Raw genomic sequence first — 25,963 nt, forward strand, 5'->3', positions numbered from 1 at the left:
CGACGCCGCTCCCTTCGCGGGGCGCGGCCCCTGCGGCGCCGGCCTCGCCCGGCACGCGAGCGGCGCGAGCGCGGGCGCATCCCGAAGACGGGTGCATCCGCCGCCGGGCCGGGCATAATGGAGCGTCCGGACCTTGGGCGCGGAAGGAACGATGGTGTCGGGGGCCGAGCAGCGGAGCGAGGTGTTCGAGAGGGCCGCGGCCGACAGCCTCATCGGCGGCTACCGCACACTTCCAGGCATCCGCGACGAAATGATGGACCAGGACGGCCAGCCGCGCCGTCACTGGCTGCCCTTCCTGGCCGCGCTGGCCGAGCTGGGGCCGGAGGAGCTGCGTCGCCGCTTCTCCGCCGCCGATCGCTATCTGCGCGATTCCGGCGTCTTCTACCGTGTCTATGACGATGCCGGCGGGGGCGAGCGGCCGTGGTCGCTCAGCCACATGCCGCTGCTCATCGACAAGGCCGACTGGGAGGTGCTGGCCGCCGGCCTCATCGAGCGGGCCGAGCTGCTGGAGACCGTGCTCCAGGACCTCTACGGCCCCGGCCATCTGGTGTCGGACGGCGACCTGCCGGCCGCGGTGGTGGCGGGCAGCTGCGAGTTCCTGCGCCCGCTGGTGGGGGTGAAGCCCGAGGGCGGCCGCTTCCTGCGCCTCTACGCCGCCGACGTGGGCCGCGGCCCCGACGGGCGCTGGTGGGTGCTGGCGGACCGCACGCAGGCCCCTTCCGGCGCCGGCTATGCGCTGGAGAACCGCCTCGCCTCCACCCGCGCGCTGCCGGACGTCTCGCGCAACCTGCACATGCAGCGGGTCGCCGCCTTCTTCCAGGCGCTGCGCACCTCGCTGCTGAAGCTCGACCGCACGGGGGAGGGGCGCATCGGCCTGCTCACCCCCGGGCCGCTCAACGAGACCTATTTCGAGCACGCTCTCCTTGCCCGCTATCTCGGCTTCCTGCTGGTGGAAGGCGAGGACCTGACCGTGCGCGGCGACACGCTGCATGTGCGCACGGTGGCGGGCCTGCGGCGCATCGACGTGCTGCTGCGCCGGCTCGACGCGGACTTCGCCGATCCGCTGGAGCTGAACGCCTCGTCCCGCCTCGGCGTGCCCGGCCTGGTGCAGGCGGTGCGCACGGGCGGCGTGTCGCTCGCCAACGCGCTCGGCTCGGGGCTGGTGGAGGTGCCGGCGCTGCTCGCCTTCCTGCCGCGCGTGGCCATGCGGGTCTACGGCCGGCCGCTCAGCCTGCCGCATGTCGCAACCTGGTGGTGCGGCCAGCCGGCCGAGCGCGCGCAGGTGATGGAGCATCTGGACGAGCTCGTCATCTCCTCCGCCTTCGGCCGCTCGCTTCCCGGCATGCCGGATGGCGGCTCGGTGCTGGGGGCGGACCTCTCTGCCGCCGACCGCCGCCGCCTCTCGACGCTGCTGGCGCGGCGCGGCGCCGATGTGGTGGGACAGGACATCGCCCGCCTCTCCACCACGCCGGTCTGGACCGGCGAGAAGCTGACCCCGCGCCCGTTCATGCTGCGCGTGTTCCTCGCCGCCACCGACAAGGGCTGGGCGGTGATGCCCGGCGGGTTCTGCCGCATCTCCTCGGCGCCGGATGCGCGCGCCGTCTCCATGCAGAAGGGCGACCGCTCGGCGGACGTCTGGGTGCTGGCCGACGGCGAGGTGGCGGACACCACCCTGCTGCCGAGCCCGGACAACGTGAAGGTCCGCCGCTCCTCCGGCACGCTGCCGAGCCGGGCGGCCGACAACCTGTTCTGGCTCGGCCGCTACGTGGAGCGCGCCGAGGCGACGCTGCGCCTCTCCCGCGTGCTGGTGGGCCGCCTTGCCGAGAGCGGCGACACCGGCACCAGTCCTCTGGTCTCGCGCCTGCTCGGCCTGCTCGGCGCGTGGGGCGCCATGCCGCGCGACCTCGCCCGCGCCACGCCGGCGCGTTACGCCGTGGCGGTGCTGACGCGGCGCGACGTGCCCGGCGCCCTGCCGCAGCTGGTGCAGGCCGCCCGCGCCGCCGCCTCCGTGATCCGCGACCGCTTCTCGCCGGATGCGTGGAAGGCGCTGGTGGACCTCGACGCCTGCGTGGACGCGCCCATCGCCACCGCGCCTTCGGAAGCCGACGCCGCCGAGCGGGCGGACCAGGCGCTGCGCATCATCGCTGCCTTCTCGGGCCTCGCCAGCGAGAACATGAACCGGCTGACCGGCTGGCGCTTCCTGGAGCTGGGGCGGCGCATCGAGCGCTCCATCGGCACCCTGCGCTTCGCCCGCACCTTCGGCGAGCAGGGCGCGCCGCAAGGCTCGCTCGACGCGCTGCTGCAGGTGGCGGACAGCCTCATCACCTACCGCACCCGCTACGTGATGATGGAGGCGCGGGGCCCGGTGCTGGACCTCGTGCTGCTGGACCCGGACAACCCGCGCTCGGTGGCGTTCCAGGTGCACCGCATGGGCAACCACCTGAAGGTGCTGCCCGGACGTGATCCCGATGCCCCGCCGCCCTTGTGGGAGCGCCTCGTGGCGCGCATGCAGGCCGAGCTTGCCGCCAGCACGGCCGAGAGCTTCGAGCCGGCATGGTTCGACGCCATGGAGAAGATGCTGATGGAGCTCTCCGACGAGATCGCGAGCCATTATTTCCTCCAGGGCCACTCCCCGGAGATGACGCTCGCCCTGACCATGTGAGGCGGCCATGCTCTACGACATCCGCCAGACCACCTCCTACAGCTACCAGGTGCCGGTGCGCGTGGTGCGCCAGGTGCTGCGCATGACGCCGGTGGACCGGCCCGGCCACCAGCACGTCATCGCCCACATGCTGGACATCGACCCCGAGCCGGCCGAGCTCACGCGCGGGCACGACTTCTTCGGCAACGGCCTCGCCTGGCTGACCATCGACCAGCCGCACGGCCATCTGCAGATCACCACCCGCAGCCGTGTCGAGGTGTCCTCCCGCCCGCTCCCCGATCCGGCGGAGACGCCGCTGGTGGACGATGTGCGCACCCTGGCGCTGGAGCAGCCGGACCTCGGTCCGGAGGCGCCGGCGCACGGCCTGTTCCAGAGCCGCGCCGTGCCGCTCGATTCCGAGATCACCGACTGGGCCGCGACCAGCTTCCGCGGCGACCGGCCGGTGCTGGAGGCGGGGCTGGAGCTGATGCATCGCATCAAGGACGATTTCGCCTACCAGCCCGGCGCCACCCATGTGGCCACGACTCCGCACGAGGCGTTCACCGCGCGGGCCGGCGTGTGCCAGGATTTCGCGCAGGTGATGATCGCCGGCATGCGCGGCCTCGGCCTGCCGGTGCGCTACGTCTCCGGCTACCTGCGCACCATCCCGCCCGAGGGCCAGCCGCGGCTGGAGGGGGCGGACGCGACCCATGCCTGGGTGGAGATCTGGTGCGGGCCGCAGCACGGCTGGATCGGGCTTGATCCCACCAACGCCATCCCTGCCGGCGACGACCACATCATCCTCGCCGTCGGGCGCGACTATGCAGACGTGTCGCCGGTGGACGGGGTCATCGTCGCCTCCGGCGACCACATCCTCTCCGTGGGGGTGGACGTGGCGCCGGTGATCCCCGCAACGCGCTGAGGCACGTCAAGAACAATCAATCCGTGCTGAGGCGCGCCAAGCGCAGCGGCGTCCGCGCTGGGGCAGGTCAGACGTACCGCCGCCGCGCGGAGGCCAGTGCGCAGCGGGTGGACGGCTTCCGGCGGGTATGCGCTCGCCGCCCCGCCTCACGCCACGCTGCGGTAGATGTCCTTGTAGGTCTCGCGCAGCACGTTCTTCTGCACCTTGCCCATGGTGTTGCGCGGCAGGTCGTCCACGAAGAACACCCGCTTGGGCTGCTTGAACCTGGCGAGCCGGCTCTCCAGCGCGTGGTGGATGTCCGCCTCGGTCAGCGTGGCCCCCTTCACGGGCACGACCACCGCCGTCACGCCTTCGCCGAAGTCCGGATGCGCCACGCCGATCACCGCGCTTTCGAGCACGCCGGGGATGGCGTCGATCTCGCCCTCGACTTCCTTGGGGTAGACGTTGAAGCCGCCGGTGATGACGAGGTCCTTGCCGCGGCCGACGATGCTCACATAGCCCTTCTCGTCGATGCGCCCGAGGTCGCCGGTGATGAAGAAGCCGTCGCGGAACTCCGAGGCGGTCTTCTCCGGCATGCGCCAGTAGCCCTTGAACACGTTGGGGCCCTTCACCTCGATCATGCCGATCTCGCCGGTTGCAAGCTCCCGGCCGGTCTCCGGATCGGTGACGCGCAGCGAGATGCCGGGCAGGGGAAAGCCGACCGTGCCGGCGATGCGCTCGCCGTCATAGGGGTTGGAGGTGTTCATGCCGGTCTCGGTCATGCCGTAGCGCTCGAGGATGGCGTGGCCGGTGCGGGCGCGGAAGGCGCGGTGCGTCTCCGCCAAAAGCGGCGCGGAGCCGGAGACGAACAGGCGCATGCCCGCCGTCGCCTCGGCGGTGAGGCCCTCCTGGTCCAGCAGGCGGGTGTAGAAGGTGGGCACGCCCATGAGGCTCGTCGCCTTGCCCGCCGCCATCAGCGCCAGCGCCTCGCGCGGGTCGAACTTCGCCCGGAAGATCATGGACGCGCCAGCCAGCAGGATGATGTTGGACGCCACGAACAGCCCGTGGGTGTGGAAGATGGGCAGGGCGTGGATCAGCACGTCGTCGCGGGTGAAGCGCCAGTAGTCCTTCAGCGTCAGCGCGTTGGACAGGAGGTTGTCGTGGCTGAGCATGGCGCCCTTGGCGCGCCCGGTGGTGCCCGAGGTGTAGAGGATGCCGCCGAGATCCTCCGGCCCGCGCGGCACGTCGGCAAAGTCGGGCGAAAAGCCGGTGGCGGCCTGCGTCAGCGAGCCCTCGCCATCCGTCCCCAGCGTCTCCACGCAGCCGACGCCGAGCCGGGCCGCGAGGGCGCGTGCCTCGGCCTCGATCTGCGGCCGGCAGACGAACAGGGCCGGCTCCGCGTCGGAGAGGAAATATTCCACCTCGGCAAGGGTATAGGCGGTGTTGAGCGGCAGATAGACCGCGCCCGCCCGCACGGTGGCGAGATAGAGCGCGAGCGCCGGCCAGGACTTCTCCACCTGCACCGCCACCCGGTCGCCGGGCTTCACGCCGCGCGCCGCCAGCAGGCTGGCGAGCCGGCCGGACAGGGCGAGCGCGTCGCCATAGGTTTCCACCCGCCCGTCGTCGAGGACGGCGAGGGGCGTGTCGAGGGCGGGCATGGCGGCGCGGATGGCGCCGAAGAGGTGGTTGTCGCTCATCGTCTTCCGTCTCGTGCGGCCGGGGCCGGCTCAGTTCAGCGGAACCAGCGCGCGGCTTGCGGCGTCCGCCTTCAATAGCTTGCGCACGGCGGCGCTGGCCACCACCTCGCCCTTGCCGGCGAAGGCCTCGTGGTTCTTCTCGATGTCGGTGAGCACGTAGCGGTAGTTCACCATCAGCCCCGCCGCCTGGGCGAGGCCCTTGGCGGAGAGGTCGCCCATGGGGTTGATCCGCTCGAGCCGCGCCCCGTTGCCGAGGTGGAAGCGCGCCACCGGGTCCACCGGCTTGCCCTTGTTGCTGCGCGCCACGAGGAAGTAATAGGCTGCGGCGCCGGCGAGCACCGGTGCCAGCGCGGCGCGCACCTCCTCCTTCTCGGCCCAGTCCGGTGCATCGAGGGCGGCCAGCGCCTCGCGGTCGGCGGCGGACAGGGCAGGGGAGGCCTCCGCCTTGCGCTCCGCCTCCAGCCAGGCGCGGAACGCCGGCACCGGAGAGAGGGTGACGAAGGTGGTGAGCGAGGGGATCTCGCGGGAGATTTCCTCCACCACCTGCTTGATGAGGAAGTTGCCGAACGAGACGCCGCCCAGCCCGCGCTGGCAGTTGGAGATGGAATAGAACACCGCGGTGGTGGCCTTGCCCGGCTCCAGATGCTCGCGCGCCTGGTCCAGCACCGGGGCGATGGCGCCGGGGATGTCCTTCGTCAGCGCCACCTCGACGAAGATCAGCGGCTCGTCCACCAGCGCGGGATGGAAGAAGGCGTAGCAGCGCCGGTCCGGGGTATCGACGCGGGCGCGCAGGTCGTTCCAGTCGCGGATGGCATGAACCGCCTCGTAGCGGATGATCTTCTCGAGCACGTTGGCGGGGGTGGACCAGTCGATGCGGCGGAGCACGAGGAAGCCTCTGTTGAACCAGGACGAGAAGAGGTGGCCGAAATCCCGGTCCACCGGTGCAAGGTCGCGCCGGTGCACCATGGCGTCCATCAGGTGCTCGCGCATGCGCACCAGCGACAGGGTGGCGCCCGGGGCGAGATTGAAGCGGCGGAACAATTCCTGCCGGCGCGGCTCGCTGGCGAGGTGGAGCTCGGCCGCCGCCGCGTCGGAACCGGTGCGGCCATAGCTCTCGATGGCCTTCTCCAGCCGCGCCCGGTCGGGACCGAAGGTCTCCGCCAGCGCCTCGAAGAAGGCGATGCGCTCGCCGGTCTTCATGCGGCCGTAGCGGTCGAGGATCTCGGTGGCGAGCGCCACGCCCGAGGCTTCGCCCTGGCCGGAGAGCAGCGCCTCGCAGCGCTCCACCAGCGTCGCCGCCTTGGTGGCACCGCTGCCGCGCCCGTTGCGCTCCAGGAGGGCGCGGCCGCGCTCCGCAATGGTGGTCAACAGGTCGCCGAAGAAGGAGGTGTTCGAACTCATCGCATCGCCCCGCCGCTGGTATCGGACCGCGCCCTGCGCCCGCCCTATGGGAAAACCGGAAGCGGGCAATGGCAAGGCCGGCGTTGAACGATGATACCTCTCTTTCGGGTGAGGCGCCGGCCCGCGACCGCATGCGCTCCCTGCGCCCGCGCCCTGCGGGACCCGCGGCGGGGCTTCCGGTTCCCGTGGCGGCCATCCCCGACTGTCCGCCGCCCCACGCCTCCCTGGTGGCGCCTGCCCGCATGCGGGGATCTTTTCACCCGAGCGCCCTTCCGTCACCCTGCCGGATGATCCGAACAGCCGCAGGGAGATGCCGGGCAGGCGCCGGACCTGGGGACGACACCCCGCGCCCCTCCCATCCCCCTGTTGCCGCCGGCCGTCGCTTCCATTAAGAAGGCCCCACCAGTGCCTAGCACCCGTAGCTCAGCTGGATAGAGCGCCGCCCTCCGAAGGCGCGTGTCAAGCCAGCCGATGCGCAAAGTGTGAAGAAAAGAGTTTTTGAATTCAATGGCTTGTGAGGGTTGGCTCGTGGAGCTTAACTTTCGCAGGAAATCCGAGTAAGCACTGCGTAAGCAGCAGGCACCCGTAGCTCAGCTGGATAGAGCGCCGCCCTCCGAAGGCGGAGGCCACACGTTCGAATCGTGTCGGGTGCACCATTTCAACTAATAGTTGTCTTGACGGTTGGGTGGGGGCGCCCGTTTTTGTCCCCGCGCTGAAAGCTGATTGGCCGCCTTGGCAGGGTTGTAAAGCGGCCCTTACTGCATACGAATCCCGTCTTCTCCAAAATTCGACAGTGTATGAGACGCTCGGCTTGGCGCCCCTGGCTCCCTCGGCCTCTGGCGTGCCACGAGGTCGGTAGCCCCCTATGCCTCGCTGCGGTGATCAGGTCTTCCTTACAAGCACCGGGAGCTTCCGTCTTTCATCCCGCCGCCCAGCTCTCGCCTCCACTTCTCGCTCCCTGGTTGCTAATCTGAACGCTCTCTGTGACGGATGCGTCGTGCAAAGGAGGGCGCTATCCCGCCGCTCTGAATGACAGGCACAGCACCCGCAGCAGGGGCTCCCCTCTCCGCTTCCAACGGGATTGTACTTCAGGATTTGTCGAACCCTAACGATCGGGCCGAAGGGAGTAGCCCTGTTTGCAAGGGCAAAGATGACCCATAGCTGCCCCTTGCTGCCACGTCCGCTTTGCGCCCCAAAGCAGTCATTTGCTCATCGTAACTCTCCGGGGCCGCGACTTGTCCAGCCTGTTCGGGTAGAAGATTATGGACCAATGATTCCGGACCAGGGAGGGAATTCTGGTTAGGGGGTGAGATGCATAAACATGATCCGGTTCGACAGATCAGCTTCATTCAGCAGGCGCTGTCGCAGAACCGTAAACCGATCGGCTTCTTCCTCGGCGCGGGCTGCCCGCTGTCGATCCGTGTCAATGAGCGCGAGGAGGATGGGAAGACTGTCACCGACCCGCTGATATGGGACGTGGCTGGACTGACGAAGGTGATTGCCAAGACCCTGTCCAGCGGGGACCCCGCGAACCCCAAGAGCTGGGACAAGATCGTTCAGATCGTGAAGGAGGATGGCGGCAACAGCGGCAATATTGAACTGATCCTCAGCCGCATCCGCGTATTCGCGAGCGTCGCCGGCATCGGAAATGTGCGAGGCCTCACGGCAGCAGAGCTCGAAGTGCTCGATTCCGAGGTCTGTAAGGTGATCTCCAAGGAGGTCACTCGTACGCTTCCGAAAAAGGACAGCCCTTATCACAATCTTGCAATCTGGAGTCGCTCGATCCGTCGTGAGCGGCCCGTCCATTTCTTTACGACCAATTACGACCTGCTGATGGAGCAAGCTCTCGAGGAAAGCTCGGCGCCCTATTTCGACGGCTTCATCGGTGCCCGGAAGGCTTTCTTCGACCTCGGCGCCGTTGAGGACGAGGGCTTGCTGCCGCCGCGGTGGGCCCGGCTGTGGAAAATCCATGGCTCGCTCAACTGGCGCCTGGAGAATGAGACGGTCGTCGTTCGAACCGATGAGAAGACCGATAAGCAGAGCTATCTAATCTATCCGTCGCATCTCAAATATGACCAGAGCCGCAAGATGCCCTATCTCGCGATGCTCGATCGACTTAAGGCCTTCATGCTCGCGCCGTCGTCGCTGCTCTTCATCTGTGGCTATTCCTTCGCAGACGAGCATATCAACGACGTCATACGCCGTAGTCTCGAGGCGAACCCGACCGCGCATGTTTTTGCCTTTGTTTATGGTGACCTAGAGACAGATAGCTACAAGCTAGCGCGCCAGTGTGCGCTAGCGACCCCGAATCTGAGCCTGTTGGGTTTCGACAAGGCTATCATTGGCCGCACACCGGGTGACTGGACAGGCGACGGCGCGGATGACCTTGTACTGCCGCCCAGCATCCTCGTGAAAGATGGCGACAAGGTCACCGTGCGGCTAGGCGACTTTGCTGCGCTCGGCGCGCTGTTGCGTGGTCTCTCCGGCGACGGGATGAGCGATGATCCAGCCTGATGTAGCCAGCCGGGCAACAGTTATCGGCACTGTCCAAGACGTCAGCGGCACGTCGGTCAGCGTCACCTTGACGTCGGACCGCTTCTCGGGCCTGAGCTTTGTCCACGGTCAGGGCCATAAAATCGGCCAGATCGGTAGCTTTGTTAAAATTCCGATCGGCTATGTCGACCTCTATGGGATCGTGTCGCAGGTAGGCGCCAGTGCGGTTCCCGAGAAGGCCGCGCTTTCGATGCCCAACGGGCTGCGCTGGATGACAGTTCAACTGATCGGCGAAGGCTACAGGACAGGCCGGTTCCAGCGCGGCATCTCGCAATATCCGACCTTCGAGGACGAGGTCCATCTCGTCTCTGAGGCAGATCTCCAGGCGATCTATGGGCGGTCGGGCAAGCAGAACCATCTGGTCCGGGTCGGTCATGTTGCAGGCAGCGAGTCGATTGACGCACTTGTCGACGTCAACAAACTCGTGACGCGCCACAGCGCGGTCGTTGGGACGACCGGCTCAGGCAAGTCGACGACAGTCGCTGGGCTGTTGAACGTCCTGTCGGATGAAAGGCGCTTCCCGTCGGCGCGGATCGTCGTGCTCGATCTCCACGGCGAATATGGCAAGGCACTCGGCGACCGAGCGAATATCTTCAAGATCAGCCCGAATGCCCGCAACGCCAATGAGCATCGGCTGTGCATCCCTTTCTGGGCGCTTAGCTTCGATGAGCTCATTCGGGTGACGTTTGGAAGCCTCCCGCCCGATGGAAAAGCACGCAACATCATCCTCGAGCAGATACTCGAGGCCAAGATCGCAACCCTAACGGCGCAGCCGGTCGCCGGTGTCGATTCAGCCAACATCACCGCCGATAGCCCGGTGCCTTTCTCGCTCAACAAACTCTGGCATGACCTCTATTGCCGGGAGTTCGGAACCTATCTCAGCGCCGGTGGCGCAAACCCATCAGATCAGGCGACTTGGGCCTACGAAGGCGATCCTATGGGCGCGAAGATCGTGGGGGATGCGCAGGCCGGGGTCCCACCGCGCTTTCGCAAGGTCAAGAATGTCGCCTCTGATCCGGAGAAGATCAATTGGCTTCCGGACGTCCTCAACATCCGCGGGCCACTTGAGGCGCTCGGCGCCCGGCTTCGCGTCGCGCGCTACGACTTCCTGCTGAAGGCCGGCGATTGGCATCCCGAGCTCGACGGCACGACGACCAAGACGCTCGCCGACCTCGTCGGTCAATGGCTCGGCAGTGACAAACCGGTCACGATCCTCGACCTGTCAGGCATTCCCTCGACGGTCACGAACGATATCATCGGCAGCATCTTGCGCGTCCTGTACGATGGTCTCTTCTGGGCGCGGAACCTCTCGGAGGGTGGACGCGAACGCCCGCTGTTGGTCGTGATGGAGGAAGCGCACAGCTATCTTGGCGACAATGGCAGCAGCGCCGCCTCAATCGCGACCCAGCGCATCGTCAAGGAAGGGCGCAAATATGGGATCGGCGCGATGATCGTCAGCCAGCGCCCGGCCGAGATCAATCCCACGATCCTGTCACAATGCGGAACCTTCTTTGCGATGCGCCTGAGCAACGCCACCGATCGCTCACATGTGACCAGCGCGCTCTCCGACAACCTTGAAGGTTTGACCAGCATGTTGCCAGTGCTGCGCACCGGCGAGGCTATCATTCTCGGCGAAGCGGTGAGGCTTCCGATGCGGACAATGATCCAAGCGCCGCCTCGCGATCGTCGCCCCGACAGTCAGGATCCGCTGATCTGTGACGAAGCCGCGCCCGAGGATTCGATGACGCCAGGCGGTTGGAACCTGAAAATGCACATCGCCACGGACTATCAATATTTTGTCGAGACCTGGCTCCAGCAGAACCCGGTCCCCACACCGATCAAGAAGGAATAACACATATGGCCTGGCAAGAATTCGCCCCCTTCACCTCGTCAAACATCGCCGCAATCCGCTACGATGAAAAACAGCTGCTGCTCGAGGTCGAGTTTCTCAACAGCACCCGCTATCATTATTACGATGTGCCGCCGCAGATTGCGCAGGCCTTCGATCAGGCCGAATCGAAGGGGACATTCCTCGCGTCGACCATCAAAGGTCACTATCGCTACAGCCGGGTCTAATATGCCACTTGTCAGCCTTGACCAGAAAAATAGTCGCGTTCAGTTTGGTGCCTTCGAGGTCGACAACAAGGTCCTGTTCGAGTTTTTCAACAAGGTTCCTGCTATCGATCGCGACGAACAGCTTCACAAGGCGCTTTATATCGGTGTCTTGGCTCTCATGGAGGACCGGCTCTCGAGCTTCCTCTCGCGGACAGCGAACGAACTCGGGACTGAGCTCGAAAGTCTGAAGCTCATCTTCGATATGAAGAAGGAGCTTTTCTACCGGTCGGCGGTGAAGGGCGTGCTCGCCGAGGCCGACATCGCCGACTTCTTGTCGGAGTTTTTTAATCGCCAGAAGCTCGCCGACCGTATCGAGCTGACCGGCGACCGTGCCGGCGCAATCCGTCGAAACAAGACGGGCGACATTGTTTGCCATCTTGCTGGCGACAGCGGCAAACGGATCGCGATCGAATGCAAGTTCGACAAGAGCATCCGCCTCGGTGACATCCAGACCAAGGATGTCTTCACCAAAAAAGCGGATACGGCCTGGAGCCAGCTACTTGAAGCGCAGGCCAATCGCGAGGGGCAGGCCGGAATTATCGTCTTCGACGCCTCGCTCGTCGACAACAGTATACTCGCCACCGTCCAGGACCTGAAATTCCTCCCCGGTATCGGGCTGATCGCGATTATCGATTCCCAGAAGGGCGATTATCGCAACCTCGCCATCGCTTACATGCTAGCGCGCGACATCGCCCTCAACGCGAAGACGCTCGAGCTCGACACCGACGTCCTTAAGATCATCGTGAACCGGCTGATCAAGGATGCGCGCGACATGGCGCTGGTGAAGCATCTCGTCAACGCCAATATCGACAATATGAAGCAGATCCTCGTACAGATCGAGAAAGGCATCCTTCTTGCTGAATTCAATCAGCGCTACCTCATCAAGTTTCTCGCCGAAGGGACCCTCACGAAGGACGACATGCTCGCTTTCTATGCGGGAGAAGAGGTTAGGGAGCGTTTCCGGCTTGTCGAACGCGAGATTAGCGACCTTTGCTCATGAGATGGTGAAATGTCGCCCCTGCAGTCGCCTTCATCGAGGTTTGCGCTTTAAACCTACCAGTCCGGAAACGGCCCCTCTGCGGTAGGTTCCCTCGACGTTTCTCCCTTGGCCAATCAAGGCCAGGGAGAACTCACATGGGCCATTCTCAATTTGACGATGCCAGCCGCGAGCGTGCAGCTTGGAATGCCGGAAAGCTGGTCGGCACCAAGCGCCCTCTCACTCAGAAACAGATCTGGGCAATTCGATTCTTCCTCGATCGCGAAAGACGCATTCGTGACCGTGCGCTGTTCGATCTGGCCATCGACAGCAAGCTTCGCGGCTGCGACCTGGTCAAGATCAAGATCCGTGATGTGGTCGCCGGTCCGGGGATTAGGACTCGCGCGATCGTCGTCCAGCAGAAGACGGGGCGGCCCGTCCAGTTCGAGATCACCAGCGACGTGAGAGCGAGCCTGCTGGTTTGGCTGGAACGGCGCGGCGGCACCGTTGAGGACTATGCCTTTCCGAGCCGCATCGATCACGCGCACCACATGAGCACAAGGCAGTATGCTCGCTTAGTGGACGAGTGGGTAACCGCGATCGGCCTGCGCCAAGAGGAGTATGGCACTCACTCGCTCCGTCGCACGAAGGCGTCCATGATCTACAAGGCGACGGGCAACATCCGCGCCATCCAGATCTTGCTCGGTCACTCCAAGATTGAGAACACGGTCCGATATCTTGGTGTCGACGTGGAGGACGCACTGCTGTTGGCAGAGCGGACGGAAATCTGAAGATGGGCGGTCATCCGAGGCAGCGCGGATGACCGCTTTGACCCGCAGGATACGTTGCCTGCCTGTCGGTCTTGGGGTGGAAACCCGTCGGGCAGTTTTCTCGCCGGTGACTAAGAAAGTGGACATTCACTCAACGGGTGAACTTGGCCGCTTCTTCCCCGTCGGCTGCCGGGAAGAAGCGTCATAGATGCGCACGGCCGCATGACCGTGTCGACCGGCAGCCTGGGAGGTTCTGGATGGGGCCGGTTCCGCCCTCCCCAGAGGCGCCATCTTATCGGCTATGCTCAAGCGAATCCAGGAGGTCTCCGGATCAGCCTGCCTCTAGCGACTTCGCGTGCGTCCCGCTCCGCAGTATCGGATGTTAAAGCGCGTTGCCTCTAGCTTGCCGTTGAGTTAATCTGTTGCGGTTGAAGGAACGGGAGGCGCGCCATGGCTGAAGACAATCGCTCGGGCCAGAGCATTGGACAATATTCAGTTAAGCTCGAGGAGGATGGCGGCAAGTCCGTCTCTAAGCAAAGTGGCTCGAAGAAGAAGGCGATTATGTTTGTCCCCGAGGGCGCTGATGTGAAGGATTACCTCGATATTGAGGTTGTCGCCCTCGATGCAGCTACCTTCGAGGCGATGGGGCCTCGCCGCTGCTGACAGTTGACTGATGTCAACTGATCACCACCACAGTAGCCTGGGGATCGGCCACCCCGATGTTTGCGGTTGCGGTAGATCCGGATATCGTCGCTCTGTCACACTTGTACGTCCATTCATCAATGTTGAGCGGAACTCGCCCTTTTTCTTGCCGGTCGGCCTGTTGAGCGTGGCTGCGGCCGTTCGAGCGGCAGGCCACAGCGTCCGAATTATCGACTTTGAGTTTGAACACCGGATTGGTTGTGGTTTCGCGCCTGACGAACCTGTGTCAACGTTCGTCAATCGGATCGCCGAACATCCGGCCTCGGTAGTCGGCATTACCGTGCTTGCGGACACGCTTCCAACGGCGCTAGCTATTGGCCGATATCTGAAGCGTGTGCGGCCGGAGGTACGGGTCGTACTGGGCGGGCCGGGAATACATGGGACCGCGAGAGCGGTCGCGGCGCGGTTTGCAGAATGCGTTGATTATCTTTGCATAGCCGATGGCGAGAGCGCACTCCTCGCCCTCCTTGAGAGCGATCTCGATCTACTTGGGGACGTGCCGGGCATGCTCACGGTTGGGAGTGGGACCAAGGTCCAATCCGCGCCGAGCGTCCGTATCGACGCGCTGCCCTTCCCGGCCTACGACCTCGTCGATGTGCCGGCCTACCTTGCCATCGCCAGCCCGCGCATTTTCGATCTGCACGTGGGCTCGGGGTGCACATACAAGTGCTCTTTCTGTACAACAGCGCCATTCTGGAAGCATGTCTTTAGCGCTCGTTCGCCCGGAACCATTCTCGCTGAGATGGAACGGCTATCACAGGCCTATGGCATCAGCGATTTCAACATCATCCACGATAACTTTGTGAATGACAGGCGCTACATCGATGCGTTCGTCGCCTATTTTGCGGAGAACAACACGCGTTTTTCTTGGGGGTGCGCCGTTCGCCCCGACAACGTACCGCTTGACTTGATGAAGCGAATGCGGACTGCAGGCTGTCGTTTCCTCTTCTGTGGCACGGACGCAGGAGACGCAGCGATCCTGCGAGACATGCGCAAGATGACCTCGAGCGCCAAGTCGTACCGTTTTTTTCGCGACGCGCGAGAGGCCGACTTGGTTTTCGAGACGAACACGATCATCGGCTATCCTAATGAGGACGATGACGCCCTCGAGGCGGCGCTAAAAATCGTCTTCGACGCCATCGCGCACGGAGGATACACAGCCGACGTCAGCGTCTTGCAGCCGTTGCCAGGCGCCCCTGTAACGATGGCTCATCGCGACCGCATCGAACCGACCTTCGGGAGCCTCCAAACGTACCTCCCCGTTGAGGCTCGCGACCTCATCACCGAGCACGGTGACGTGTTCACAGGCTTCGGCTTTATACGTCAGGCCAACATGCCGTATGAATACTATACTCGCTTGGCAGAACTCATACGCTATTTCACCCGCCACTTCTTCCGCTCAATCTACTTCCTTAAAGAGATTATGGGGGTTCCGTATCGTGTCGCCCTGGAGGGCGTCGCAGGGGAGATTTCGCCTTCTCGCTACGGTGAACGTCTCAGCCGCTTCGCTGAAGACGTGGGAGCATCGCAAGATGAGCTGGCGGCTTTTCGGAGTGTCTACTGCTTCGAAGCAGGAATCGAAGCCGTAAAGGGCGTGGATGTTGTCGCTGAAATCAGCAACGTATATGCACGGCCGACCCAAAATCCCGAGACAGCGCGCGTCGTCGTCGTCGACATCGACCATGAGGTCCATCTAATGTTTGCCGCGCTTCCCCGAATTGAGACTGCGGTGCGGAATCCTGTCAGCTATTTATTTCGGCGCGAGGGCGGAGATGTTGCCTCAATTCGCCTTAAGGATTGGCAGCGCGAGCTTTGGCAGACACTGGGTAATTCGCTGGCTCCACCTCAGGCGGAGGGGTTGCTCTCCAACGAATGGGCTTCTCGACTGGCGGCGCGGACTGGGGCGAGCTTTCACTCTGCGTACTCCGCGGTCGCCGCCACACTTCAATTGTTCAGTGCGGAGTCACTGAAGCAGACTAGATGCGACAGCAAACCTTGTGATCAATCGCGCCGAGCTTGGAGCGAGAATGACAAGGGTAGCTGCGGTTTATCCGCGGGTATATGAAACGCACCTTCGTCCTCCCGCTCCTCAAGCCAGTCCCAGTATTTGAAGCTCGAAATAAACGGCCATTCGTGCAGGAACTCGATCCGGAGCCCGGCTTGCGCAAAACCTGTGACAATGTCGCCGAGCGTCCACTGCCACTCATAGCTTCGCTTCGTCCCTTCACCGGAAAGGCCAACGTAATCGAGGCCGACGGACGAGGTGGGCTCCACGTCGTGAAAATAGTTTAGGTCACCGCTAGCGGGGTTATAGGCTGTCGGATCGAGTTCTAGCATGAATGGCAGCAGGCTATGTTCTTCGTAGACGTAGACCCTGCCGCCCGGGGCGAGCAACCGGGCGACAATTCGAGCGAACTCGGCGAAGTCGTCAAGCCAGTAGAGTGCGCCCTTGCCGACGTAGACGATGTCAAAGTGCTCGTCGAGCGCGAGATCGTAGACGTCAGATCGAATAAAGCGAACGGGCAGGCCTAGGACTGCAGCCGCACTGCGCGCTGCAGCGATTGCTTCGTCAGCGATATCAACCCCCGTGCAGCGAGCGCCGAGGCGCGCTAGCGAAAGGGTATCATGACCGCAATTGCACAGGAGGTGGATCAAACGGCGTCCCCGCACGTCGCCGAGTTCCTCGCGTTCGACGCGCGCGAGGCTGCAACCGCCTTGGAGAACACGACCCAGCGGGTTGTTCGGGTTGCGGAGATGGAGCGTCGTCGCCTCGTTCCACGCCGCACGGTTCTTTTCCCTGTATTTTGCAAGATTGTTCACGACTAATCTTCTCCCTCTGCGCATGCGGGCGTTCGCGAGATCGCTGTCTGTCGAAGGTCGATCCAAACGCTGTGGCCCAAAGAGAAAGGGACGCCACCCGCCAAGTATTCGATGATGTCACGAGCCATCAACGCACCGAGTATCGTGTTGAGCGGAGCAAAGGAGACCGGCTGCAGGGGCTCCTCGACAGCGCCCAACGCCGCAGCTCGAGCCCTCGCAAGCCTCTGCAAGCGGAGGTAGTCTGGAGCGCCGCCAGGCGGAACCAGCGGCCCATATCGTCCGTCCAGAAAGCCGCAGCCGCCACCGAGGAAAGGCACATTCCGAGATCCGCAGTACTCGGCCACAGCTTCCAACACCTCACACGCGGGGTGGTCTGCGGTGTTGACGAAAAACGCGATGGGCAGCGATAGTTCAAGATCTTCAAGGTTGTTGGCGCGATCGACCGAATAACTCCGTGTCTCTACCCTCGCGTCCGGCAGGCGCGTATGCACGTAGTCAGCTGCTGCATCCACTTTCGCGCGCCCGACATCGCATTTGGCAAAGGTGAATTGACGGTTTAGGTTCTTGGTCTCGACGACATCTGGGTCGATCAGTGTAAACCGCCCAACTCCTGCACCAACGAGATGCTGCAGCACTACGGTTCCCGTACCTCCAACGCCGAGGATTACCACGTGCGCATCGAGCAGCGCCCCTTGAGCTGCACGCGGGTCAAGCCCGATACCTGCGAAATATGAAAAGTTCGCCGCAAATGGCTCACCGTTCCACGGGTTCGTTTCCTCGGGTACTACAAACCCCAGTCGTGTCAGCGCGTGAACCATCTCTGCACATTCCGAGTCTTCTGCCGCCGCAGCTTCGATTTCTGCGCGGGTAAGACCTTTCCGGATGGACAAGGCGAGTTCGGCGCAGCGGGGCGAGCAGTCCGGAAACTTGAGAATGACATCACTGCTGAACAGGACATCTGCACCGGATCGTGCCAGGATGACGTGGTCGGCTAGCTTTAGTCTATCTGGTCGCTGCACTTGCTTCATCCTGTTCGTTGTTTTCGTTCCTGAACCTAAGATTCTTGTAGTCAAAATTGGCGAGATGCGGGAGATCGAAGCCGACTATCCGCGAGTTCATAAGCCAGTGGTGACGAAGATTGACGAGAGGTATCACCGGAACCTCCTCATCTAGTAGGTCTACGAGTGCAGCCAAGCATTCGTTCGCGCCGCCCGCCGCGCCGTAAAAATAGTCTGCGGCGAGTTTCGCCACCTGTATTCTTTTGTCCGGCGAGCCCACCCGGGCGAGCATCACCATTGCAGCCTCGAGCTCGGCGATCGGGTCGGGGAAAGATGGGTAGCGTAGCTCGAGGCGCATGTCGGCACCGCTTCCCGCAGGCGATCCGAATGGAACCGATTCGAGCGCAACGACGAGGTCAAGCGTTTCTGCCCAACACCTCTGCAGAAACTCCGCGACTATCCGGTTTGGATAATAGTCGTAGAACGCAAGGCGGACCGGAGATTGCCCGTCCTGCAGTGAGCGAACGGTCCGCTGAGACGCCGTTCGAGGCCTCAAACGCGCGCCAGGTGGCCGCGTTGTGGCTAGGACGCTTTGGCGGGAGGTCGCTCCGCCGCAAAGCGCAGCTGAAAGAGCGTTCCTGTCTAGCGCGGCCGAGAGCTGGGCTCGAACGTCGCGCCGCAGCAAGGCTGGATCAAGCGCTGCTCCGAACTCAACCTGCATCCAGATAGGCGCGGGTCCGGAATGGAATTCGGAGCGTCCGGACCACTCGGCCAACGATGACAGTGGGAACATGGTGCTGCAGGTGACGTCTACCGCGCCGCGAAGGAAACGGTCAGGCACGCCGCTCACATCTCGCCGGAGAACGAACTCAAGGTGCGGTCGCTCTGAGGCGCCGGGAGAGCAAGGGTTGGGGGCGAATCGGAGCCACGATTGATAGAAGTCTACGTGTTCGAGGACGTACGGCCCCAAGCTTGGCGCGCAGGAATCCCAGAGATGACCCCAGCCCGGCCCCAGTTCATCCGCACAGAGGAGCGCGGGAAGGTGGCGAACCGGCCGCCTCGTGTCGATTGCCAAAGTATCACCGCGACCCTCGATAACATCCATCCATTGCAGATGATGGGCCCAATATGGGTGCTTGGCTTGGGCTTGGCGAAGCCGTTCGGCAATATCTCCCGCGCCGAGCGCACGTCCGTCCGACCAGCGAAAGTGGGGACCGACCCGGAACCGGTGCCGTAGGCCGCCTTTTGTTGAAGTACCATCCACCAGGACGCCAGGAAGCGCAGCCTTTCGGAGATCGTCGAACCGTAGCAATGGCTCAAGCGCTGCCGCCCCGACGTATCTCCCAATGTAGTCGAGCGCGCCAGGGTGATGGAGCCCGAGCGGCATTTCGTCGATTTCCAAGCGGACTATGCGCTCCATGGGGCCCGGTAGTCGGGGCTCGTTTGAAACGGCGACTCGTGGTCGATCCAATTCGAACCTAGAGTCGAGGCCGCATGTGCCCTTAGGAGTACGGAATACAATCTCATCCGCCAATAATAGCACCTTCCTTCAGCAGCGGAACTTCCGAGTGCGGATCAGGTGATCGCGGGTTCAGGACGGAGCCTTGTTCAAAGTTGAGCAACAGTCGTGGATGCTGTCTGCCACTTGCCTTGCGCGACCGCGCGACCGCGAGCCATTTGCAACGTCCGCTTTCGGGTCCCGCCTTTCGGATGCTGAACGGCTGTGATGGGGTCGGGAGCAGAACGACAGCTAAATGGCATTCGCTACCCGATAGCAGACCGTACGGAGACGGCCCCAGACCGGCCATTCGTCGTGGTCGCAGCGAGCTTCTGCTTCTGGCGCGGCACAGCAAAGAGCCAGCCTATGCCTGGATCGCGTGAGTGACATGAGCCGAATTGGCGCTATGGCTTCGAAGCGGTTCCCGGCAGATTCAGGTGGTAGCGCGTATAGCGGCGCTCACCGGTTCGCGTCAGGGCGCCTTTCTCGACCAGATCGTGGAGGTCACGCGTAGCGGTCGGACGCGAGGTGCCGGTGATCGCGATGTAATTCTCTGCGCTCAGGCCACCCGTGAATCCGCCCGGGCCTTCACGAAATAGCCGGGTGATCACCTTCTCCTGGCGTTCGTTCATCTTGTCGCGGAAACGATCGTAGAAGTGCGTCTTAGCGATATGGAAGGCGACGCGGCCCAGCGTCGTCTGCTGGGCCGCGATGATCGTTTCGGCAAAGTAGATCAACCAGCCGGTGATCTCGAGCGTCCGCTGATAGACCTCCAGCTGTTCATAATAGGCCTTGCGGTGCTGCTCGATGGTATGGGCGAGTGCGATCAGCGTCGGTTGTCCAATGTTCTGCGCGAGGGACTTTTCCGCGACGGCGCGACCGATCCGACCGTTGCCATCCTCGAAGGGGTGGATGCTCTCGAAATAGAGATGTCCCATCCCGGCACGCGTGAGGGCGGGTAGCGGCGTGCTGCCGTTCGGTGCCGAGCCGTTGAACCAGGTGAGAAAGGCGGTCATCTCGTCGGGAACCTGGGACGAAGGCGGCGCCTCGAAATGCACTGTCGGTCGATCGTAGCGACCGGATACGATCTGCATCGCGTCTTCATGACGACGGTAGCCGCCGATCGTCTCCAGATGCCGGCTATCTGCCATGAGCATGCGGTGCCAGCGGAACAGGGTATCGTCGTCCAGCGGATCCGCCCAACTCCGGTATAGATCAGCCATCATCTCCGCGATGCCGCGTTCCCTCGGCTTCACCGCGCGATCGTCGGTATCGAGGCCAAATTGCCGGCGCAGGGAGGATTGCACGCTCAAACGATCCAGGGCCTCACCCTCGATCGCGCTGGTCTTGACCGCCTCCTCGCTGAGGAGCTCGATCCGCAGCAGGTCGCGGTCATCGTCGCCCACGTGGCGGACCGCGCCGATCACCTCTCCGGAGAGCAGCAGGAAGTGCCGCTCCAGCGGTTCAAGGGCTGCCGGATCATAGGTCAAATGCGGCCAATGAGGCTGCGTCCAATTCCATGCCATGAGCGATAGAGTCTCCCCTCTATAGCTCGCATATTAGCCGATATCTGATTTATAGAAAGCCGTCCTATGGCTCACGCGACCCACGGGGCCGAAATGCATTGTGGAACGAAGGGCGCGACTTTCTCCTCCTTGGCGCCGAAAACGCAATAGGATGGCACGGATCGGGCAGCATTTCTCGACAACGGAGATCGCTCGCGAAAGCCTTTCAAGCCATTGATCCACTGATCGATTAAGCGAATTGCGATAGTGGCCTGGTATCTGATCGGAGCATGGACGAACGTGCAGTTGCGCTCGATTAGATCGACCTACAACGTCCGGCTTTAAACACCTCGTCAATGTCTGTATCTGTGAAGGGTTTCGGATGCCGGCCCGATCACGAGGGTGAGGCTGGGCGCGCGGGCCGGCGTCGGAAAGCCCCCAGGGGAGGAAACCGCGGTCCGACGTGCGCGACGGTCGAGGTCTTTGCGGTGCTATGGGGATTTGAGGCGGGCGTCGACGGGGGAAATACCGATCGAGGGGCGGATATCCAGGCACTGGGTGGTACCCACCCAGTCCAATCGTGCACGGGGCGTCGTGGCGGCAACATCTTTCTGGTGCCGCGATGATGATGGAAGTGGCCTCGCGGATGGCAGAGCGCACACGGCCCCGATGCCGGAGATGGCATGGCCTGCGACGAGAGCCTGATACCGGGGAACGGGCGCGGTGCCCATGAGCTGTCGATCCTGATGGGTTCAGCGGACCAGGTCCGCGGTAGTGATCCGCGAGCGAAGGTCTCGATGATGGTCATGAGGCCACCGCAGCAGCGGCACCGCGGCCGCTCGTCGGCTTTCTCCTGCTCAGCAGAAGGCGTCGGGTGCGTGCTCTCCTCCTGCGGCCCCAGCAGCGCGCGGATCCTCTCGATGTTGGCGGCGCGTACCGCGCTGGCGAACAGGCCGTAGTGCCGGATGCGGTGGAAGCCGTCGGGCAGGACATGGAGCAGGAAGCGGCGGATGAACTCATCCGCCGGAAGCGTCATGGCCTTGATCCAGCCATTGCCCGCGGCCTTGGCCCTGGCGCGGTAATCCTTCCAGCGGAAGGTGACGCCGCGGTCGTCCAAGGCAAGGAGCCGGCTATTTGAGATCGCCACACGGTGGGTGTAGCGCGACAGATAGGCCAACACTGCGGCAGGGCCGGCGAAGGGGCGCTTGGCATAGACCACCCACTCGGCGCGGCGCAGGGGCGCGAGCAGCACCTCGAAGGCAGGCGTCTCCGCCAGTGGTGTGAGATCGCCGAAGAAGGCGAGCCGGCCGGCGGCATGCAGCGCGCGCAGACCGTCGAGGAAGAGCCGCCGGAACAGGCGGGACAGCACCCGCACCGGCAGGAAGAACCGGGCCCGGCCGGAGATCCAGCGGACGCCGTCTGCCGAGAGCCCGCCGCCAGGCACCACAGCATGGATGTGGGGATGATGGGTGAGCGCAGATCCCCAGGTGTGGAGCACGGCGGTGATGCCGATGCGGGCGCCGAGATGCCGGGGATCGGCGGCGATGGTGGTGAGCGTCTGGGCCGAGGCCCTGAACAGCAGGTCGTAGACCGCCGCCTTGTTCTGGTAGGCGATGGCGCCGATTGCGGCCGGCAGGGTGAAGACAAGATGATAATAGGGCACCGGCAGCAGTTCAGCCTGGCGGGCGGCGAGCCAGTCCCGGGCGGTCGCCTCCTGGCACTTCGGGCAGTGCCGGTTGCGGCAGGAGTTGTAGGCGATCTCCAGATGGGTGCAGCCGGCACAGCGCGCCACATGCCCGCCGAGCACCGCCGTGCGGCAGGAGCGGATCGCCGACATCACCTTCAACTGGCCGCGGCTGAGATGCCCGGCGTGGGCCTTCTCATAGGCATCGCCATGGGCGTTCAGGATATCCGCGACCTCCAGCGCAGGCCGCGCCACGGACCGGCACGGCTCACAGGGGCGGCGGGGTCAGCAAGGAGAGCGGGCTCTCCACCTCGCGCAAGGTCTTCAGGGCGACGCGGGTATAGACCGCCGTGGTGTCGAGCTTGCGATGGCCGAGCAGCACCTGGATGACGCGGATATCGGTCTTGCGCTCCAGCAGGTGGGTGGCGAAGCTGTGCCGCAGGGTGTGCATGGAGACGCGCTTGTCCAGCCGGGCGGCGGAGGCGGCGGTCCTGCAGGCCCGGTCGAGCTGGCGGGTGGTGATGGGCTGGCCCGGGTCGCGGCCGGGAAACAGCCAGCCCTGCGGCCGCCGCTCCTTCCACCAGCGACGCAGCAGGTCGAGCAGGTCGGGCGCGAGCATCACGTAGCGATCCTTGCGCCCCTTGCCCTGCTCGACGCGGATCAGCATCCGCGCGCTGTCGATATCGGCGACCTTCAAGTGGGCGACCTCCGACACCCGTAGGCCGCAGCCATAGGCGAGGCTGAGCGCGGCCCGGTACTTGAGGTTCGGCGCATGGGCGAGCAACAGCGCCACCTCCTCGGTGCTGAGCACCACGGGCAGTCGTTCGGGCGTCGGGATGCGGGCCATCCGGTCGCCGAACCCCGCCCGGCCGAGGGTGACGTGGAAGAAGAAGCGCAACGCCGTGCAGGCGAGGTTCATGCGGGCATAGCTGGCGCCGAGGCTGGCGAGATGCAGCTGGTAGCGCCGCAGGTCCTCGGGCTCGGCCTGATCCGGCGCCCGGCCGAGGAAGGCGGTGAACGCGGCGACCTGGCGGATGTAATCGCGCTTGGTGTGGTCGCCGAACCGGCGGATGGTCATGTCCTCGATCATCCGCTGCCGCAGCGGGCTGATGGCTGGCCGCGTGTTGGTGGAATGCTCGGAAGCGTCCATGGGGGCTCTCCAAAGGTTGAGAAACCCCGTGATGCTCCGCCCGCGGATGCCGGGCGCCACATCGAAAATAGCCAGCCGCCCTTCATGCAGGGCCGCTACCGCGGCAGCGGTTTAGTCCTCTGGCGGAGGGCCCCTTTCTCACGTTTTATAAGCGCCGCTGTCCTCAGAAACCTCATGCGCCAGCCTCGGCCCCTTCGCGAGCCGGCGCCCCAGCGCCGCGACGAACGCCTCATATCGCTCCCCCGCCTTGGCTCGGGCTGCCTGGGCCGCCGGCTCAGGCAATGCCGGCGTGGTGGCCAGCCAGAACCGCACGAACACTGCCAGCGTCTCGACCGAGATGCCGAGGTCCCGCTCCAGCCGGGCCATCCGTCGGTCCAACTGATCGAGGCGCTTGGCGATTGCAGCTTCCCGCTGCTCCGCGGCGTCCGGCGACAGGAAGGACGCGATGGCCGCCTCGGCGATCAGGGACTGAGGCTGGCCGCGCCGCGCGGCATAGTCGGCCAGCAGCCCCATCGTCGCGGGATCCAGATAGACCGAGATCTGAGCCTTCTTCTTGCGTGGGGTCATCGCTATCACAGCTCCATGCCATCATTGGGATCGAGCGAGACCTGACGCGCGACGCCCTGCATGACGCCCGTCATGCGACTGGTCCGGGCCACGTCGTCTTCAGTCTCATCGACCAGATCGATCTCGAACTCGTTCCGCACTTGCTGCGACGTCTCCACCGTCTCTACTCGTGCAAGCTCCGGCTGGCGCCGTTGCTCCGAGCCGGTTGTGTCCTCATCGTCACTTTCCTCGACCATCAGGCTCAGTTGCGATGGCGCGGGCAACGGAAGTACCGTCCAGTCGTCGGTCTGGCGATCGCAAGGAGCCGAGAGCTCCGGCGGATGCAGTACCCGCTCCCTGAACCGCTCATCCTCATAGTAGCGCGCCTTCTTCGCCCGGATCGGCGGCGTGCCGGCCACCATGACGATCTCGTCGGCGGGCGGAAGCTGCATCACTTCGCCCGGCGTCAGAAGCGGACGGGCTGTCTCCGAGCGGGAGACCATGAGGTGACCAAGCCAGGGGGAGAGTCGGTGGCCAGCATAGTTCTTCATGGCCTTCATTTCGGTGGCAGTGCCGAGGGCATCGGAGACGCGCTTGGCGGTGCGCTCGTCATTGGTGGCGAAGCTCACCCGCACATGGCAGTTGTCGAGGATGGAGTTGTTCGGCCCGTAGGCCTTCTCGATCTGGTTCAGAGATTGGGCGATGAGGAAGCTCTTTAGCCCGTAGCCCGCCATGAAGGCGAGCGCGCTCTCGAAGAAGTCGAGCCGCCCGAGCGCGGGGAACTCGTCCAGCATCAGGAGAAGCCGGTGGCGACCGGCCTTCGCCTGCAGGTCCTCAGTGAGGCGGCGACCAACCTGGTTCAGGATCAGCCGAATAAGCGGCTTGGTCCGGTTGATGTCAGACGGCGGCACGACGAGGTAGAGTGTGGTCGGCCGGGCACCTGCCACAAGGTCGGTGATACGCCAATCACAGCGCCGCGTCACCTCTGCCACCACGGGATCGCGATAGAGCCCAAGGAAGGACATGGCGGTGGAGAGCACGCCGGACCGCTCGTTCTCGGACTTGTTGAGCAGCTCGCGGGCGGCGCTGGCGATCACCGGATGGGGACCCGCCTCCCCGAGGTGCGCCGTCGTCATCATGGCCGCGAGCGTCGTCTCGATGGGCCGCCGGGGATCGGAGAGGAAGGCGGCGACACCGGCCAGGGTCTTGTCCCGCTCGGCATAGAGCACGTGGAGGATGGCGCCCACGAGGAGGGCGTGGCTGGTCTTCTCCCAGTGGTTGCGCTTTTCCAGGGAGCCTTCCGGGTCCACCAGGATGTCGGCAATGTTCTGGACGTCCCGCACCTCCCATTCCCCGCGGCGGACCTCCAGCAGGGGATTGTAGGCGGAGGACCGCACATTGGTGGGGTCGAACAGCAACACCCGCCCGTGCCGCGCCCGGAAGCCTGCGGTGAGCTGCCAGTTCTCGCCCTTGATGTCGTGGACGATGGCCGAGCCGGGCCAGGTGAGCAGCGAGGGTACGACGAGGCCGACGCCCTTGCCCGACCGGGTCGGTGCGAAGCACAAAACGTGCTCCGGTCCGTCATGGCGCAGATAGTCCCGACCATGGCGCCCCAGCACCACGCCATCGGGCCCGAGCAGTCCGGCTGACCGGATCTCGTCCGGCTCGGCCCAGCGGGCGGAGCCATAGGTCTCGACGCGCTTCGCTTCCCGCGCCCGCCACACCGAAAGCCCGATGGCGGCGGCGATGGACAGGAACCCACCCGAGGCGGCGATGATCGCCCCCTCAACGAAGATGGCCGGCGCATAGGCGTCGTAAAAATACCACCACCAGAAGAAAGCGGGCGGAGGGTAGACGGCCCAGGGCCCCATCAGGAACCAGGGCGGTCCCAGTTGGTCCTGGAAGCCCAGCCGCCAGGCCACGACCTGCGTGGCGCCCCAGGTGGTGGCGAGCACGATGGCGAGGACAAGGAGGATCTGGCCCCAAAGGATCTTGGTCGCGGACAT

Annotated in this window: 18 protein-coding genes, 1 tRNA gene and 1 pseudogene; 10 read left to right on the forward strand and 10 right to left on the reverse strand. The window is 64.2% G+C overall.

What is annotated here, in order from left to right:
* Positions 1-151 precede the first annotated feature (151 nt).
* Entirely contained in the window at positions 152-2,662 is a 2,511-nt protein-coding gene (locus tag V5F49_RS15605; protein WP_394117632.1) for a circularly permuted type 2 ATP-grasp protein, read from the forward strand.
* Between the two features lie 7 nt (positions 2,663-2,669).
* The gene (locus V5F49_RS15610) at positions 2,670-3,563 is read left to right on the forward strand and encodes a transglutaminase family protein (RefSeq protein WP_394117631.1); all 894 of its coding nucleotides are present in this window, start codon (positions 2,670-2,672) and stop codon (positions 3,561-3,563) included.
* Positions 3,564-3,709: 146 nt separating this feature from the next.
* On the opposite strand, the gene V5F49_RS15615 is transcribed toward V5F49_RS15610, so the two are convergent.
* Together V5F49_RS15615 and V5F49_RS15620 are read right to left on the reverse strand one after the other, a co-directional pair.
* Positions 3,710-5,239 carry a malonate--CoA ligase gene (locus V5F49_RS15615; protein ID WP_394117630.1) on the reverse strand — a complete coding sequence of 510 codons (1,530 nt, stop codon included), beginning with the start codon at positions 5,237-5,239 and terminating at the stop codon, positions 3,710-3,712.
* Positions 5,240-5,269: 30 nt separating this feature from the next.
* Positions 5,270-6,640 carry a malonyl-CoA decarboxylase gene (locus V5F49_RS15620; RefSeq protein WP_394117629.1) on the reverse strand — a complete coding sequence of 457 codons (1,371 nt, stop codon included), beginning with the start codon at positions 6,638-6,640 and terminating at the stop codon, positions 5,270-5,272.
* A 579-nt stretch (positions 6,641-7,219) separates the two neighbouring features.
* On the opposite strand from V5F49_RS15620, the gene V5F49_RS15625 reads away from it, so the two are divergent.
* The 8 genes from V5F49_RS15625 (at position 7,220) to V5F49_RS15660 (ending at position 15,821) form a co-directional block, all read left to right on the forward strand.
* Positions 7,220-7,296 (forward strand) — tRNA-Arg (locus V5F49_RS15625).
* Positions 7,297-7,951: 655 nt separating this feature from the next.
* Positions 7,952-9,154, forward strand: coding sequence for an SIR2 family NAD-dependent protein deacylase (locus V5F49_RS15630; RefSeq protein ID WP_238123793.1), 1,203 nt, complete (start codon positions 7,952-7,954; stop codon positions 9,152-9,154).
* On the forward strand, positions 9,141-11,045 hold the full coding sequence (locus V5F49_RS15635; RefSeq protein ID WP_238123794.1) for an ATP-binding protein: 1,905 nt from the start codon (positions 9,141-9,143) through the stop codon (positions 11,043-11,045). Before V5F49_RS15630 ends, V5F49_RS15635 begins: the two co-directional genes overlap by 14 nt.
* A 5-nt stretch (positions 11,046-11,050) precedes the next feature.
* Positions 11,051-11,269, forward strand: a complete 219-nt coding sequence (locus tag V5F49_RS15640; RefSeq protein WP_238123795.1) for a KTSC domain-containing protein — start codon at positions 11,051-11,053, stop codon at positions 11,267-11,269.
* Between the two features lies 1 nt (position 11,270).
* Entirely contained in the window at positions 11,271-12,308 is a 1,038-nt protein-coding gene (locus V5F49_RS15645; RefSeq protein ID WP_238123796.1) for a hypothetical protein, read from the forward strand.
* A 134-nt stretch (positions 12,309-12,442) separates the two neighbouring features.
* On the forward strand, positions 12,443-13,075 hold the full coding sequence (locus V5F49_RS15650) for a tyrosine-type recombinase/integrase (protein WP_238123797.1): 633 nt from the start codon (positions 12,443-12,445) through the stop codon (positions 13,073-13,075).
* Between the two features lie 429 nt (positions 13,076-13,504).
* Positions 13,505-13,717: a hypothetical protein gene (locus tag V5F49_RS15655; RefSeq protein WP_238123798.1), complete on the forward strand. Its 213-nt coding sequence runs from the start codon at positions 13,505-13,507 to the stop codon at positions 13,715-13,717.
* A 145-nt stretch (positions 13,718-13,862) separates the two neighbouring features.
* Complete coding sequence (locus V5F49_RS15660) at positions 13,863-15,821, forward strand: B12-binding domain-containing radical SAM protein (RefSeq protein WP_238125026.1); 1,959 nt, start codon at positions 13,863-13,865, stop codon at positions 15,819-15,821.
* On the opposite strand, the gene V5F49_RS15665 is transcribed toward V5F49_RS15660, so the two are convergent.
* The 8 genes and pseudogenes from V5F49_RS15665 to V5F49_RS15700 all read right to left on the reverse strand — a co-directional run bounded on the left by V5F49_RS15665 (position 15,758) and on the right by V5F49_RS15700 (position 25,963).
* The gene (locus V5F49_RS15665) at positions 15,758-16,576 is read right to left on the reverse strand and encodes a class I SAM-dependent methyltransferase (RefSeq protein ID WP_238123799.1); all 819 of its coding nucleotides are present in this window, start codon (positions 16,574-16,576) and stop codon (positions 15,758-15,760) included. The two genes, V5F49_RS15660 and V5F49_RS15665, sit on opposite strands and share 64 nt — an antisense overlap.
* A gap of 2 nt (positions 16,577-16,578) precedes the next feature.
* On the reverse strand, positions 16,579-17,595 hold the full coding sequence (locus V5F49_RS15670) for a HesA/MoeB/ThiF family protein (protein WP_454915893.1): 1,017 nt from the start codon (positions 17,593-17,595) through the stop codon (positions 16,579-16,581).
* Positions 17,579-17,932: a hypothetical protein gene (locus tag V5F49_RS15675; protein ID WP_238123801.1), complete on the reverse strand. Its 354-nt coding sequence runs from the start codon at positions 17,930-17,932 to the stop codon at positions 17,579-17,581. The genes V5F49_RS15670 and V5F49_RS15675 overlap by 17 nt, the downstream gene beginning before the upstream one ends.
* Before the next feature lie 1,544 nt (positions 17,933-19,476).
* Complete coding sequence (locus V5F49_RS15680; RefSeq protein WP_238123802.1) at positions 19,477-20,598, reverse strand: Fic family protein; 1,122 nt, start codon at positions 20,596-20,598, stop codon at positions 19,477-19,479.
* Between the two features lie 709 nt (positions 20,599-21,307).
* Positions 21,308-22,516 (reverse strand): annotated as a pseudogene (locus tag V5F49_RS15685) (IS91 family transposase); the annotation flags it as partial.
* A gap of 13 nt (positions 22,517-22,529) precedes the next feature.
* Positions 22,530-23,411 (reverse strand): tyrosine-type recombinase/integrase, encoded by an 882-nt coding sequence (locus V5F49_RS15690; protein ID WP_238123803.1) that lies wholly within the window; start codon positions 23,409-23,411, stop codon positions 22,530-22,532.
* A gap of 138 nt (positions 23,412-23,549) precedes the next feature.
* Positions 23,550-23,978, reverse strand: coding sequence for a hypothetical protein (locus tag V5F49_RS15695; protein WP_012112614.1), 429 nt, complete (start codon positions 23,976-23,978; stop codon positions 23,550-23,552).
* Between the two features lie 5 nt (positions 23,979-23,983).
* Positions 23,984-25,963, reverse strand: coding sequence for a conjugal transfer protein TraG (locus V5F49_RS15700; protein ID WP_238123804.1), 1,980 nt, complete (start codon positions 25,961-25,963; stop codon positions 23,984-23,986).

This window comes from Xanthobacter lutulentifluminis (assembly GCF_043194675.2).
Lineage (GTDB): Bacteria > Pseudomonadota > Alphaproteobacteria > Rhizobiales > Xanthobacteraceae > Xanthobacter.